We start from the raw sequence: 13,870 nt of genomic DNA, 5'->3' as shown, positions 1-13,870 counted from the left end.
GTCGGGGCCGATCTTAGCCCAGCTGGTTGTCTTTTTCTTCGTCGAAGTAGGGCGCGCCGTAGCCGAACGCCAGGCCCAGCTGGTTGTCTTTTTCCTCGTCCTGGAACGGCGCGCCGAAGCCGAAGCCCAGCTGGTTGTCCTTTTCCTCGTTCATGAAGGGGGCGCCGTATTTGCTGTTCGCGATCAGCTGGATGTCGGAGGCCGCGTCGGTGCCATAGCCGCGCTGGCCGTCTTTCTCTTGGTTTACGAAGGGCGCGCCGAAGTTGGCGGCGAGGCCGAGCTGATTGTCCTTTTCCTCGTCCTGGAACGGTGCGCCGAAGCCGAAGCCGAGTTGATTGTCTTTCTCATCGTTCATGAAGGGAGCGCCGTATTTGCTGTTCGCGATCAGCTGGATGTCGGAGGCCGCGTCGGTGCCATAGCCGCGCTGGCCGTCTTTCTCTTGGTTTACGAAGGGCGCGCCGAAGTTGGCGGCGAGGCCGAGCTGATTGTCCTTTTCCTCGTCCTGGAACGGTGCGCCGAAGCCGAAGCCGAGTTGATTGTCTTTCTCATCGTTCATGAAGGGAGCGCCGTATTTGCTGTTCGCGATCAGCTGGATGTCGGAGGCCGCGTCGGTGCCATAGCCGCGCTGGTCGTCTTTCTCCTGGTTTACGAAGGGCGCGCCGAAATTGGCGGCGAGGCCGAGCTGATTGTCTTTTTCCTCGTCCTGGAACGGCGCGCCGAAGCCGAAGCCCAGCTGATTGTCCTTCTCGTCGTTCATGAAGGGGGCGCCATTGGTCAGGACGCTGCTGTTGAGCGGCGTGCTATGCTGGCCCAGAACGTTGACCACCTGGAGTGCGGCGGCGGGAGTGGCAAGTGCGGCGATGACCGCGACGGTGCTGATGATACGCATGATGTGTTCCTTTCGTTGTTTGTGTGGGCGTCGCGGGCTGTCCGCGTCGTCTGGCAACAAGATGGGGACATATGGGGTGGCGCGACAGGGGACCTCCGCGCCTCGTTACCGGAGCGTCACGCGAATGCACAACGCTGTGATAAGCGAGCGATAGGCGATCACGAAGAACGTGTTTAGGGCGAGATGTATTCTCATAAGAGTTTGTTTTAATGAGGTAAAATAGTTTCAAAATAATCGTGCAAATTTGCACATGAATGGTGTGAAATTTGGAGTCACGGCGCTTTTGTAACAAGTGAGCGTTCGTGGCGCCGCCGTGACCCGGTTGTGCGATCAGCCGTTGCCAGAAAAGAGGCCACTACCGGCATTTCCGACCCCGCATGGACCGCGAGTGACGGGTTTTGGCGATGCCACACATCCGATCCGGCGCGCCCTAGTGGCGGCGCGGATCTGCGGGATAGACGCCCAGAAGGGTGACGTCGGAGGTGAAATAATCCAGTTCTTCCAGCGCCAGCTTGACGCCGGGGTCTTCGGGGTGGCCTTCGATATCGGCGTAGAACTGCGTCGCGGTGAAGGAGCCGCCGACCATGTAGCTTTCCAGCTTGGTCATGTTCACGCCGTTGGTGGCGAAGCCGCCCATCGCCTTGTAAAGGGCCGCTGGAATGTTGCGGACCTGGAAGACGAAGGTTGTCATCATGCCGTCTTCGCCTCGATAGGAATGATCCGGCTCGCGCGACATGACGAGGAAGCGCGTGGAGTTGTTGCCCTCGTCCTCGATCTCGCGGGCGAGCACGTCGAGGCCGTAGATCTCGCCGGCGAGTTCCGAGGCGAGTGCTGCCATTTCGGGATCGCCGGCCTGGGCCACCTCGCGGGCCGAGCCGGCGGTGTCGGCGCCGGTGACGCGCTGGATGTCGTGTTGGGCCAGGAATGCGCGGCACTGGCCCAAAAGCATCGTATGACTTTTGGCGCGTTTGATCTGCGTCAGCGGCACGCCGGGCAGGGCCAGAAGATTGATGTTCACGCGCACGAAAGCCTCGGCGATGATGTGCAGGCCCGAGTCCGGCAACAGGTGGTGGATGTCGGCCACCCGACCGAATGTGGAGTTTTCCACGGGCAGCATGGCAAGGTCGGCCTCGCCCGAGCGGACGGCCTCGATCGCGTCTTCGAAGGTGCGGCAGGGCAGGGTATCCATGTCGGGATAGGTGTCGCGGCAAGCCTGGTGGGAATAGGCGCCGGGCTCTCCCTGGAAGGCGATGCGTTTGGTCATGTGAGTGGGTCTTCGCCTGTTTTTTAACTGTTTCCCGCCAGTTTTAACGAAAGGCGGGCGTTTGGTCGCGGAAACTACACCTTGCACCGCCCGAGGGGAAGCGGATAGATACCGCGCGAGAGATTCAGATGGAAGCGGGCTATGTTTGACACAATGACCTTCACAAAGATCATGGGCGGCCTTTGCGGCACGTTCCTGGTCTTTCTTCTTGGCAAGTGGGCTGCGGAAGAGATCTATCACGTCGGCGGAGGCCACGGCGGCGAGCACGAGGCGGCCTATGTCATCGAAGTGGACGAAGGCGAAGGCGGCGGTGAGGAAGAAGAGGAAGCGGTGACGCTGGCCTCGCTTTACTCCGAAGCTGACGTGGGCGCTGGTGAGCGCGTGTTCGGCAAGTGCAAGGCTTGCCACCAGGCGGAAGACGGTGCGAACGGCGTCGGCCCGCATCTTTATGGCGTGGTCGGGCGTGATGTGGGTTCTGTCGATGGGTTCAGTTATTCTGGTGCGCTGAGCGAAGCCGCAGACGTGTGGACACCCGAGAATCTGTATGCATTCCTGGAGAACCCGTCGGGCTATGCGCCGGGGACGTCGATGAGCTATAACGGTCTGTCCAAGCCGGAAGACCGCGCCAACGTAATTGCCTTTCTTGATCAGACCGATGGCGACATGACGGAAGTGGCCGCCGAGGAAGGCGCGGAAGAGACCGCATCGGCCGAAGAGGGCGCCGAGGAGGGATCGACCGAAGAGGGTTCGGAAGAAGAAGCCACGGAAGAGGCTTCTGCCGAGGAAGGTTCGGAAGAGGAAGCGACCGAGGAAGCATCTGCCGAGGAAGGCTCGGAAGAGGAAGGCACGGAAGAAGCCGCTGCCGAGGAAGGCTCGGACGAAGAAGCTACCGAGGAAGCGTCGGCTGAAGAAGGCTCTGAAGAAGGCTCTGAAGAAGCAACCGAGGAAGCGTCCGAGGAAGGCTCTGACGAGAGTGGCTCGGAAGAACAGGCGTCCGAAGAAAGCTCGGGTGGCGAAGGCTCGGCCTTTGCCGAGCTGGTGGCTGCTGCGGATGTGGGCGACGGGGAACGCGCGTTCCGCAAATGTGCCGCCTGCCACAAGGCCGAGGAAGAAGCGAATGGCGTCGGTCCGCACCTTGTGGGTGTGGTGGGCCGTGACCAGGCTTCGGTCGAAGGGTTCAACTATTCCGACGCGCTGGCCGGTCTGGGCGGGCAATGGACGCCCGACGAGCTGAACGCGTGGCTGGAAGACCCCAAGGGCTATGCACCGGGAAACAAGATGGCCTATCGCGGCGTGCGTGACGAAGAAGAGCGCGCGGCGCTGGTCAAGTACCTGGAGTCCACCGGCGGCTGAGCCGGGCGCCGAGACATGGAAAGCTGTCGCTCCAGGCCGGAGCGGCGGCTTTTTCGTGCGCGATGCCAGCCAGAGAGGCGGCAAGACGTCGCCACACGGAAAGTTTGAGCGGGAATTCCGCTTTCGGCGCTTGAAACCCCTTTCAAACCTCCTTTAGCTTGCCTTGCAACGACACTGACCCCACATCAGGCAGGTCAAGAGGAGAGACCAATGACCCGACGCCACAGCCGGGCCACGACCCCGGCCATCGCCGTTTCCCGCACCCGTTTCCTGACCGCCGCGCTGACCGGGCTGTGCATCGCGGCGCTGGCCGCGACCACCGCGCTGGCGCAGGACGAGGCCGCGGACGAGACCATTATCAAGAGCCACGGATATTCGTATTTCGGAGAGCTGAAATACCCCGAGGATTACGAGCATTTCAGCTATGTGAACCCCGATGCGCCGAAAGGCGGCGAGATTTCCATCGCGCTGGCGGGCAGTTTCGATTCCATGAATCCCTATACGCGCAACGGACGCGCCTCGGCCCTGTCGACGATCGGGTACGAGAGCCTGCTGGGCCAGGTTCTGGCCGGGTCGGGCAGCCTGCCGGGCGACGACATGAACGGGCTGTACGGTCTGGTGGCGCACACGGTCGAATACCCCGAGGACAAGTCCTGGGTGATCTTTCACATGCGGCCCGAAGCGACGTTTTCCGACGGCACGCCGGTCACCGCCGAGGATGTGGCGTTTTCGCACAACCTGCTGTTGGACCAAGGGCTGAAAAGCTATGCCGAGGCGGTGCGCAAGCGCATTCCGAAGGTCGAGGTGCTGGACGAGCACACGGTGAAGTTCTATTTCGCCGAAGGCATTTCGCGCCGCAGCCTGATCGACCAGGTGGGCACGGTGCCGATCTGGTCGAAGGCGTGGTACGAGGAGACCGGCGCGCGGCTGGACGAGCCGCGGCTGGAGATCTCGCCGGGCTCGGGCCCTTACGTGATCGAAGAGGTGGTGCCGAACCGCCGCGTGGTGATCAAGCGCAACCCCGATTACTGGGGCTGGGATTTGCCGATCAACAAGGGCCGGCACAATTTCGATACGATCCGGCTGGAGTATTTCGCAGATGCCACCGCCGCTTTCGAGGCGTTCAAGGCAGGCGAGGTGACCTATCGCACCGAGGCCGACCCCAAGCAGTGGGCGAGCGCCTATGACTTTCCCGCCGCCAACAAGGGCTGGGTGAAGCTGGAGGCGATCCCGGATGGATCGCCGCCGCAGATGACGGGCATCGTGTTCAACACCCGCCGCGACGTGCTGAAGGACAAGCGGGTGCGGCAGGCCATCGCGCTGATGTTCAATTTCGAGTGGACCAACGAGTCGTTGTTCGCCGGGTTCTACGAGCAGCAGCGGTCCTATTCCACCGGCACACCGCTGGAAGCCACCGGCGTGCCCGAGGGCGACGAGCTGGAATTCCTCAATTCGCTGGGTGACGTGGTGCCCGAGGAGGTCAAGACGACCGAGCCGTGGGTGCCGCATACGAGCGATCCCGCGCGGCTGACCTCGCGCAAGAACAAGCGGCAGGCGCTGCGGCTGATGCAGGAAGCCGGATACACGGTGGGCGACGACGGCAGGATGCGGGGCGAGGACGGCCAGGTGCTGCGGCTCGATTTCCTGCTGAACGCGTCGGGGCAGCCCACGGAAAAGGCCGTGGCCGAAAATTTCATCTCGAACCTACAGGACCTGGGCCTCGATGCGCGGGTCGAGGCCGTGGACAGCGCGCAGTTCACCAAGCGCGAGCGCGATCATGACTATGACCTGGTGTTCGACGGCTATCCGGCCCTGATGGGGACGGGCACCGGCCTGGCCCAGCGGTTCGGAAGCGAGGCGGCCGACGATCTGTTCAACCCTGCGGGATTGCGCAGCCCGATGGTGGACCGGATCATCGAGGAATCGCTGATGACCGAAAGCCAGGAAGAAGAGGACATGACGATACGCGCGCTTGACCGGGCGTTGCGGCACGAGTTCGTCCTGATCCCCGATGGCTATGCGCCCGATCACTGGGTCGCCTATTGGGATCAGTATGGCCGGCCCGAGGAAATCCCGCCCTACCTGCTGGGAACGCTGGACTTCTGGTGGTACGACGCCGAGAAGGCCCAAAAGCTGAGAGAGGCGGGCGCGCTTTGACGATCTGGCAGGTTCTGGAAGACGGGGCGCTGACGCGCGCCGCGCGGGCATAGGGGGCCACGGGTGGGCGCCTATATCGTAAGACGGCTGTTGCTGATCATTCCGACCCTGATCGGAATCATGATCATCAACTTTGCGCTGGTGCAGTTCCTGCCCGGCGGCCCGGTGGAGCAGGCGATTGCCGACATCCAGGGCCAAGGCGACGTGTTCGGCGGTTTTGCGGGCGGTGAACAGGATGGCGCGGTGACCGGCAACGAGGGCGACAGCGGCTATATCGGCTCGCAGGGTCTGCCGCCGGAGTTCATTGCCGAGCTCGAGGCGCAGTTCGGGCTGGACAAGCCGCCGCTGGAGCGGTTCCTGACCATGCTGGGGAATTACGCGACCTTCGATTTCGGAGAGAGCTATTTCCGCAAGATCGACGTGATGGACCTGGTGCTGGAAAAGATGCCGGTCAGTATCACGCTGGGCATCTGGACGATGCTTCTGTCCTACTTGGTGTCGATCCCCTTGGGCATCCGCAAGGCGGTGAAGGACGGCAGCAGTTTCGACACCTGGACGAGCGGGATCATCATTGCGGCCTATGCGATTCCGGCTTTCCTCTTTGGGATCATGCTGCTGGTGTTGTTCGCGGGGGGCAGTTACTGGCAGATCTTTCCGCTGCGGGGCCTGACCTCGGACGGGTGGGAGGACATGACCGTTATCGGCAAGGTGCTGGATTACCTGTGGCATATCGTGCTGCCGGTCACCGCGCTGAGCATCGGCGGGTTCGCCACGCTGACGATCCTGACCAAAAATTCGTTCCTCGACGAGATCAAGAAGCAATACGTGATGACCGCGCGGGCCAAGGGCCTGACCGAGCGCAAGGTTCTGTACGGGCATGTCTTCCGCAACGGGATGCTGATCGTGATCGCGGGCTTTCCGGGGGTCTTCGTGAGCGTCTTTTTCACCGGCAGCCTGTTGATCGAGACGATCTTTTCGCTGGATGGGCTGGGCCGGCTGTTCTTTGAGGCGGCGATCGGGCGGGATTACCCGGTGATGTTCGCCACGCTTTACCTCACCACGCTGATCGGGCTGATCGTGGCGCTGATCGGGGACCTGACCTATGTGCTGATCGACCCGCGCATCGACTTCGAGAAGAGGTCGGGCTGAGATGATCAAGCTCAACCCCCTGAACCAGCGGCGCTGGCGCAATTTCAAGCGCAACAGGCGGGCGTTCTGGTCGCTGATCATCTTTGCGCTTTTGTGCGTGATCACCCTGCCGGCCGAGTTCGTGGCGAATGACAAGCCTTTGTTGGTGAAGTATCGCGACGCCTATTACATGCCGATCTTCAAGTTCTATCCCGAGACCGAGTTCGGCGGGGATTTCCGGACCGAGGCGGTCTATGCCGATCCGGAGGTGGAGTGCCTGATCGTGTCGGGGGGGCTAGTCGATTGTTTCGACGATCCCGAGGGGATCATCGAGAACGCCCAGGACGGCGAGGTGATGGGCGAGACGATCGAGAAGGGCTGGACCATCTGGCCGATCATTCCCTACAGCCATGACACGCCGGTGGACCGGCCGGGGGCCGCGCCGCTGCCGCCGAACGAGCAGAACATCCTGGGAACCGACGGGACCAAGCGGGACGTGCTGGCGATTGTCATCTACGGCTTCCGGCTGGCGGTGATGTTCACGCTGGTGGTGACGTTCTTTTCGTCGGTCATCGGGGTCGTTGCCGGTGCCGTGCAGGGGTATTTCGGCGGGCGGATCGACCTGTTTTTTCAAAGGTTCATCGAGATCTGGGCGTCGACGCCGCAGCTATACGTAATCATCATCCTGTTCTCGATATTGCCGAGGGGATTCTGGCTGTTGGTCGGGATCATGGTGGCCTTCGGGTGGATGGCACTGGTGGGCGTGGTGCGCGCCGAATTCCTGCGCGCGCGCAATTTCGAGTATGTGCGCGCGGCCAAGGCGCTGGGCGTGGGCAACATGAAGATCATGTTCCGCCACATGCTGCCCAACGCGATGGTCGCGACGCTGACCTTTTTGCCGTTCATCATCACTGGTACGATCAGCCTGCTGGCGACGCTGGATTTCCTGGGCTATGGCCTGCCGTCGGGGGCGCCGTCGCTGGGCGAGCTGACATTGCAGGCCAAGCAGAACTTGCAGGCGCCGTGGCTGGCCTTTACCGCGTTCTTCACCTTCGCGATCATGCTGTCGCTGCTGGTCTTCATCTTTGAAGGCGTGCGTGATGCGTTCGACCCACGGAAGACCTTTCAATGAGCCTGCTTGAAGTCAAAGACCTGAAGGTGGGGTTCCGCCAGGACGGGGCGGTGACGCAGGCGGTGCATGGCGTGTCGTTCAGCGTGGACCGGGGCGAGACCGTGGCGCTGGTGGGCGAGAGTGGCTCGGGCAAGTCGGTGACGGCGCTGAGCACCGTGTCGCTGTTGGGGGACAGCGCGATTGTCGAGGGCAGCGTCACCTATGACGGGCAGCAGATGATCGGGGCGAACGACAAGTTGCTGCGCAAGGTGCGGGGCAACGACATCAGCTTCATCTTCCAGGAGCCGATGACCAGCCTAAACCCGCTGCACACGCTGGAAAAGCAGCTGACCGAGTCGATCGAGCTGCACCAGGGGTTGCGCGGCGCGGCGGTGCGGGAGCGCATTTTGGAACTGCTGAACCGCGTCGGTATCCGCGACCCCGAAAGCCGGCTGGGCGCCTATCCGCACCAGTTGTCCGGCGGCCAGCGGCAGCGGGTGATGATCGCCATGGCGCTGTCGAACAAGCCCGATGTTCTGATCGCGGACGAGCCCACCACGGCGCTGGACGTGACCATCCAGGCACAGATCCTTGAACTGTTGGCGGAGTTGAAGCGGGAAGAGAACATGGGGCTGCTTTTCATCACGCATGATCTGGGCGTGGTGCGGCGGATCGCCGACCGGGTCTGCGTGATGAAGGACGGCGAGATCGTGGAGACCGGCCCGACATCCGAGATCTTCGACAATCCGCAGCATGACTACACGAAAAAGCTGCTGGGCGCCGCGCCGTCGGGTGTGCCCGATCCGGTGCCGGAGGGCGCCGAGACGCTGGTCGAGACGCATGGGCTGCGCATCTGGTTCCCGATCCAGAAGGGGCTGTTGAAGCGCACGGTGGGCCATGTGAAGGCCGTGAACGAGGCCGATATCGAGGTGCGCCGGGGCGAGACGCTGGGGATCGTGGGCGAAAGCGGGTCGGGCAAGACCACGCTGGCGCTGGCGCTGATGCGGCTGATCGAATCCGAGGGCGAGATGCGGTTCGAGGGCGAGGACATGCGCGCGTGGTCCACGCGGCAGCTGCGCCGCAAACGCTCGGATATCCAGATCGTGTTCCAGGACCCGGTGGGCAGCCTGAGCCCGCGGATGACCTGCGAGCAGATCATCGCCGAGGGGCTGGGCGTGCATGGCAACCCGGACGGACGGCCGGTGCGAGAACTGGTGGCCGAGGTGATGCGCGAGGTCGAGCTGAACCCAGAGACGATGGACCGCTATCCGCACGAGTTTTCCGGCGGGCAGCGCCAGCGGATCGCCATCGCGCGGGCGATGATCCTGCGGCCCAAGCTGGTGGTGCTGGACGAGCCGACGAGTGCGCTGGACATGACGGTGCAGGTGCAGATCGTGGACCTGTTGCGCCGGTTGCAGGTGAAACACGGGCTGACGTATCTCTTTATCAGTCATGACCTGGCCGTGGTGCGGGCGATGAGCCACAAGGTGGTGGTGATGAAGCAGGGCGATATCGTGGAATACGGGGCGTCCGAGGACATCTTCAACGCGCCAAAGACCGAGTACGCCAAGACGTTGTTGCAGGCGGCGTTGGATTTGACGGTTTAGGGGGCGCGTGGGTTTTACCCACCCTACGCAGGGGCCTGCGGGGCGAGCTTACGATATCGCGCTTACCCTGCGGCAGGCTGCGCACCACCTTGACCCACGGGGCCAGTTGCGGCCTACTTGCCGAAATCAAAAAGGGGGCGGCGTGATTCAACCCATACGGTCGATCATGTACCGGTCCCGGCACCTTAGGGAGAGACGCATGACACTGATGAAGACCCTTATGAGCGCGGCCGCCACGCTGGCGCTGTCCGCCGCTGGCGCGCTGGCCGATCCGGCGCTGATCTATGATCTTGGCGGCAAGTTCGACAAGTCGTTCAACGAAAGCGCCCATAATGGCGCGTCGCGCTGGGCCGAAGAAACCGGCGGCAGCTACAACGAGGTCGAGCTGGAATCCGAAGCGCAGCGCGAGCAGTTCATGCGCCGCTTTGCCGAGGCCGGAAACAACCCGGTGGTGATGGTCGGCTTTGCCTTCGGCGAGACCCTGGGCGAGGTGGCGCCGGACTATCCCGACACCAAGTTCGTGATCATCGACATGGTGGTGGAAGAGCCCAACGTGCGCTCGGTCGTGTTCAACGAGCACGAGGGCAGCTATCTGGTGGGGATGATGGCGGCGATGGCCAGCGAGTCGGGCACGGTCGGGTTCATCGGCGGCATGGACATTCCGCTGATCCGCAAGTTCGCCTGCGGTTACGTGCAGGGGGTAAAGGCCGCCAATGCGGAGGCCACCGTGATCCAGAACATGACCGGCACCACGCCCGACGCCTGGAACGACCCGGTCAAGGGGTCCGAGCTGACCAAGGCGCAGATCAGCCAGGGCGCGGACGTGATATATCACGCGGCGGGCGGCACCGGGACGGGCGTGTTGCAGACCGCCGCCGACGAGGACGTGCTGGGGATCGGCGTGGACAGCAACCAGAACTACCTGCATCCAGGCAGCGTTCTGACCTCGATGGTCAAGCGGGTGGACAACGCCGTCTATGACGCGATGTCGGCGGGCGCGGACGTCGAGACCGGCGTGAACGTGATGGGCCTCGCAAATGACGGGGTGGCCTATGCGATGGATGAGCACAACGAGGCGCTGGTCACGCCTGAGATGAAAGAGGCCGTGGACGCCGCCGCCGAGCAGATCGCGAATGGCGAGCTGGTGGTGCATGACTACATGTCCGACAACAGCTGTCCGGCGTCCTGATCATGTCAGGCCGGGCCGCGACGGTGGCCCGGCGCTGGCCGGAGGCTGCCATGAGTGACAGTGTCAGACGGTTTTTCAACGCCTGGGGCGACGGTGACGCAGAGGCGCGGATGGCCGTGCTGAATGACGTGCTGGCGTCGGGCGTGCGCTATGCCGACCCGAGGCTGGAGGCGCCGGTGGTCGGCACGGCGGCGGTGATGGATTACGTCGGACAGTTTTCGCAAATGGCCCCCGGCGCGATTGCGCAGATCGCCTGTATGGAGGACCGCGACGGCGTGATCCTTGCCACGGTCGAGTTCATCATGGCCGGCGGGCACATGCAGACCGGGCAATTCGTGATCGAGACGGACGCGGGCGAGCGGCTAAGCCGGATCGTGGGCTTCAAGGGGACGGGCACGTGAGCGTGGCCCCGGCCATCGAGTTGCGGGGGATATCGAAATCCTTCGGTCCGGTGCAAGCCAACAAGGATATCTCGATCCGCGTGGCCCCCGGCACGATCCACGGGATCATCGGCGAGAACGGGGCGGGGAAATCGACGCTGATGTCGATCCTTTACGGGTTCTACAAGGCCGACGCGGGCAAGATTTTCATCAAGGGGCAGGAGACGCGCATCCCCGACAGCCAGGCGGCGATTGCGGCGGGCATCGGCATGGTGTTCCAGCATTTCAAGCTGGTGGAGAATTTCACCGTTCTGGAGAACGTGATCCTGGGGGCTGAGGACGGCGCGCTTTTGCGGCCCAGCCTGGCGAAGGCGCGGCGGGAACTGGCGGCCCTGGCCCGTGAATACGAGCTGAACGTGACGCCCGACGCGCTGATCGAGGATATCGGCGTGGGGATGCAGCAGCGGGTGGAGATCCTCAAGGCGCTGTACCGGCAGGCGGACATCCTGATCCTGGATGAGCCGACGGGGGTGCTGACACCCGCCGAGGCGGATCAGCTGTTTCGCATCCTCGCCCGGCTCAGGGACGAGGGTAAGACGATTATCCTCATCACCCACAAGCTGCGCGAGATCATGGAGATCACCGATGACGTGAGCGTCATGCGGCGGGGCGAGATTGTGGCGACGGTCCGGACCGCCGAGACGGGGCCGGAGGAACTGGCCGAGCTGATGGTGGGGCGCAAGGTGCTGCTCAGGGTCGAGAAGGCGCCGGCCCGGCCCGGCGACGTGGTGCTGGAGGTCGAGAACCTGCACGTGGTCGATGGGCAGGGGGTTGAGCGGTTGCGCGGCATCGACCTTCAGGTGCGCCGCGGCGAGATCGTGGGGCTGGCCGGTGTGGCCGGGAACGGGCAGTCGGAGCTGCTGGAGGTTCTGGGCGGGATGCGGCCCGCGACGGGCCGCGTGACGGTGAACGGCGTGGACCTTGCACTGACCGGGCGTGGCGCGGATGGCAAGGCGCGGCGCGCGGCGGGGGTGGGGCACGTGCCCGAGGACCGGCAACGCGAAGGGCTGATCATGGCGTTCTCCGCGTGGGAAAACAGTGTGTTCGGGTATCACCGCGATCCGGCTTCGGGAACGGGACTGTTGATGGACAACGCCGGGATCGAGGCCGAGGCGGCGGCCAAGATGGAGAGGTTCGACGTGCGGCCGCGCGATGCGAAACTGTCGGCCAGGCATTTCAGCGGCGGCAACCAGCAGAAGATCGTTCTGGCGCGGGAGATCGAGCGGAACCCCGATCTGTTGTTGGTGGGGCAGCCGACGCGGGGCGTGGATATCGGCGCGATCGAGTTCATCCACGCCCAGATCATCGCGCTGCGCGATGCGGGCAAGGCGATTTTGCTGGTCAGCGTGGAGCTGGACGAGGTGATGGCGCTGAGCGATCGGATCGCGGTGATGTTCGACGGGCGGATCATGGGCGAGCGTCTGCCAGGGCAGACGGACGAGACCGAGCTGGGCCTGCTGATGGCCGGGATCGAGGGGCGGCCCGAGGATGCCGCCGCCGCCGTGCAGGAGGCACAGGAGGCGCAGGCGCAGGAGCACGCGGAAGAACACGGCACGGCACAGGGAGGCGGGCATGGATAGGCTGCCGGGCTGGGCCGACGCGGTGCTGGTGCCGCTGGTGTCGCTTTTGCTGGCCGCACTGCTGTCGGCGCTGGTGATCCTGGCGATCGGGGAAAGCCCGGTCGAGGCGGTCAGGATCATGGTCGTGGGCGCGTTCGGGTCGACTTATGGCTGGGGCTATACGCTTTATTACGCGACGACGTTCATGTTCACCGGGCTGGCCTTTGCCGTGGCGAGCCATGCGGGGATGTTCAATATCGGGGCCGAGGGACAGGCGATGCTGGGCGGGCTTGGCGTGGCGCTGGTGTGCCTGGCGCTGCCCTGGCCGCACTGGACGCTGGCCTTGCCGGCCGCGATGGCGGGGGGCGCGGTGTTCGGGGCGCTTTGGGCGCTGATACCGGCGTGGCTGCAGGCGACGCGGGGCAGTCACATCGTGATCACCACGATCATGTTCAACCTGATCGCGGCCGCGCTGCTGAACTACCTTCTGGGCGGTGTGTTACGCCCGGCGGGATCGGTGGAGCCGGCCACGGCGCGGTTTCCGGAGGGGGCGACCTTGCCGACGCTGCACGACATGCTGGCGCCCTTGGGTATTTCGTTTTCGCGCGCGGCGCCGGTCAATATCAGCCTGTTCGTGGCGGTGCTGGCCTGCCTGTTCGTCTGGCTGCTGATCTGGCGGACGCGGCTGGGATATGAGATCCGGGCGCTGGGGTATTCGCAGACGGCCTCGCGCTATGCCGGGATCGGGCCGGTGAAGATCGTTGTTGTGGCGATGCTGATCTCGGGCGGGCTGGCCGGGCTGATGGCGGTGAACGTGGTGATGGGTGAGGCGGAACGGCTGCTCTTGAACCCCACCGAAGGCGCCGGGTTCATCGGGATCGCGGTGGCGCTGATGGGGCGGAACCATCCGTTGGGGGTGTTCCTGGCGGCGATCCTCTTTGGGTTCCTGTACCAAGGCGGGGGCGAGCTGGGCCTGTGGACGTCGATCCCGCGGGAGCTGATCGTGGTGATACAGGCGCTGGTGATCCTGTTCACCGGGGCGCTGGACAACATGGTGCGGATGCCGATGGAGCGGGCCTATGGCGCGCTGCGGCGGAGGCGGAAGGCATGAGCGCGCATGGTACGGCCTGGAGCGAAGTGTTGATGGTGGGGAAGTGTGGCGGTGTGTGGCAT

11 protein-coding genes are annotated in these 13,870 nt (G+C 63.8%); 9 read left to right on the top strand and 2 right to left on the bottom strand.

The window, feature by feature from the left end:
• Positions 1-13 precede the first annotated feature (13 nt).
• Both XM53_RS14380 and XM53_RS14375 read right to left on the bottom strand, forming a co-directional pair.
• Positions 14-889: a hypothetical protein gene (locus tag XM53_RS14380; RefSeq protein ID WP_057794481.1), complete on the bottom strand. Its 876-nt coding sequence runs from the start codon at positions 887-889 to the stop codon at positions 14-16.
• A 430-nt stretch (positions 890-1,319) separates the two neighbouring features.
• A complete protein-coding gene (locus XM53_RS14375) occupies positions 1,320-2,153 on the bottom strand; it encodes a prephenate dehydratase (RefSeq protein WP_057794479.1) in 834 nt (277 codons plus the stop codon).
• A 141-nt stretch (positions 2,154-2,294) separates the two neighbouring features.
• Here XM53_RS14375 and XM53_RS14370 point away from each other — a divergent pair, with 141 nt between their 5' ends.
• From XM53_RS14370 to XM53_RS14330, 9 genes are all read left to right on the top strand, one after another.
• On the top strand, positions 2,295-3,506 hold the full coding sequence (locus XM53_RS14370) for a c-type cytochrome (RefSeq protein ID WP_057794477.1): 1,212 nt from the start codon (positions 2,295-2,297) through the stop codon (positions 3,504-3,506).
• 210 nt (positions 3,507-3,716) lie between these two features.
• Positions 3,717-5,663 (top strand): extracellular solute-binding protein, encoded by a 1,947-nt coding sequence (locus XM53_RS14365; protein ID WP_057794476.1) that lies wholly within the window; start codon positions 3,717-3,719, stop codon positions 5,661-5,663.
• Positions 5,664-5,726: 63 nt separating this feature from the next.
• Positions 5,727-6,812 (top strand): microcin C ABC transporter permease YejB, encoded by a 1,086-nt coding sequence (locus XM53_RS14360; protein WP_057794474.1) that lies wholly within the window; start codon positions 5,727-5,729, stop codon positions 6,810-6,812.
• 1 nt (position 6,813) lies between these two features.
• Positions 6,814-7,923, top strand: a complete 1,110-nt coding sequence (locus XM53_RS14355) for an ABC transporter permease (protein ID WP_082631027.1) — start codon at positions 6,814-6,816, stop codon at positions 7,921-7,923.
• Positions 7,920-9,509 carry an ABC transporter ATP-binding protein gene (locus tag XM53_RS14350; RefSeq protein ID WP_057794472.1) on the top strand — a complete coding sequence of 530 codons (1,590 nt, stop codon included), beginning with the start codon at positions 7,920-7,922 and terminating at the stop codon, positions 9,507-9,509. Before XM53_RS14355 ends, XM53_RS14350 begins: the two co-directional genes overlap by 4 nt.
• 199 nt (positions 9,510-9,708) lie before the next feature.
• Positions 9,709-10,698 carry a BMP family lipoprotein gene (locus tag XM53_RS14345; RefSeq protein WP_057794471.1) on the top strand — a complete coding sequence of 330 codons (990 nt, stop codon included), beginning with the start codon at positions 9,709-9,711 and terminating at the stop codon, positions 10,696-10,698.
• Between the two features lie 50 nt (positions 10,699-10,748).
• Positions 10,749-11,099: a nuclear transport factor 2 family protein gene (locus tag XM53_RS14340; protein WP_144435545.1), complete on the top strand. Its 351-nt coding sequence runs from the start codon at positions 10,749-10,751 to the stop codon at positions 11,097-11,099.
• Positions 11,096-12,718, top strand: a complete 1,623-nt coding sequence (locus tag XM53_RS14335) for an ABC transporter ATP-binding protein (protein ID WP_057794467.1) — start codon at positions 11,096-11,098, stop codon at positions 12,716-12,718. Before XM53_RS14340 ends, XM53_RS14335 begins: the two co-directional genes overlap by 4 nt.
• Positions 12,711-13,808, top strand: coding sequence for an ABC transporter permease (locus tag XM53_RS14330; RefSeq protein ID WP_057794465.1), 1,098 nt, complete (start codon positions 12,711-12,713; stop codon positions 13,806-13,808). Before XM53_RS14335 ends, XM53_RS14330 begins: the two co-directional genes overlap by 8 nt.
• Positions 13,809-13,870 lie beyond the last annotated feature (62 nt).

The organism is Roseovarius atlanticus (assembly GCF_001441615.1).
GTDB lineage: Bacteria > Pseudomonadota > Alphaproteobacteria > Rhodobacterales > Rhodobacteraceae > Roseovarius > Roseovarius atlanticus.
The sequence above is the reverse complement of the archived record's forward strand: the minus strand, read 5'-3'. Positions and strand labels throughout refer to the sequence as shown.

Excerpts from the sequence above, each read along its gene's own strand:
- XM53_RS14340 (WP_144435545.1), top strand. The coding sequence starts at position 10,749 with ATGAGTGACAGTGTCAGACGGTTTTTCAACGCCTGGGGCGACGGTGAC.
- XM53_RS14330 (WP_057794465.1), top strand. The coding sequence starts at position 12,711 with ATGGATAGGCTGCCGGGCTGGGCCGACGCGGTGCTGGTGCCGCTGGTG.
- XM53_RS14355 (WP_082631027.1), top strand. The coding sequence starts at position 6,814 with ATGATCAAGCTCAACCCCCTGAACCAGCGGCGCTGGCGCAATTTCAAG.
- XM53_RS14350 (WP_057794472.1), top strand. The coding sequence starts at position 7,920 with ATGAGCCTGCTTGAAGTCAAAGACCTGAAGGTGGGGTTCCGCCAGGAC.
- XM53_RS14370 (WP_057794477.1), top strand. The coding sequence starts at position 2,295 with ATGTTTGACACAATGACCTTCACAAAGATCATGGGCGGCCTTTGCGGC.
- XM53_RS14380 (WP_057794481.1), bottom strand. The coding sequence starts at position 889 with ATGCGTATCATCAGCACCGTCGCGGTCATCGCCGCACTTGCCACTCCC.
- XM53_RS14365 (WP_057794476.1), top strand. The coding sequence starts at position 3,717 with ATGACCCGACGCCACAGCCGGGCCACGACCCCGGCCATCGCCGTTTCC.
- XM53_RS14345 (WP_057794471.1), top strand. The coding sequence starts at position 9,709 with ATGACACTGATGAAGACCCTTATGAGCGCGGCCGCCACGCTGGCGCTG.
- XM53_RS14375 (WP_057794479.1), bottom strand. The coding sequence starts at position 2,153 with ATGACCAAACGCATCGCCTTCCAGGGAGAGCCCGGCGCCTATTCCCAC.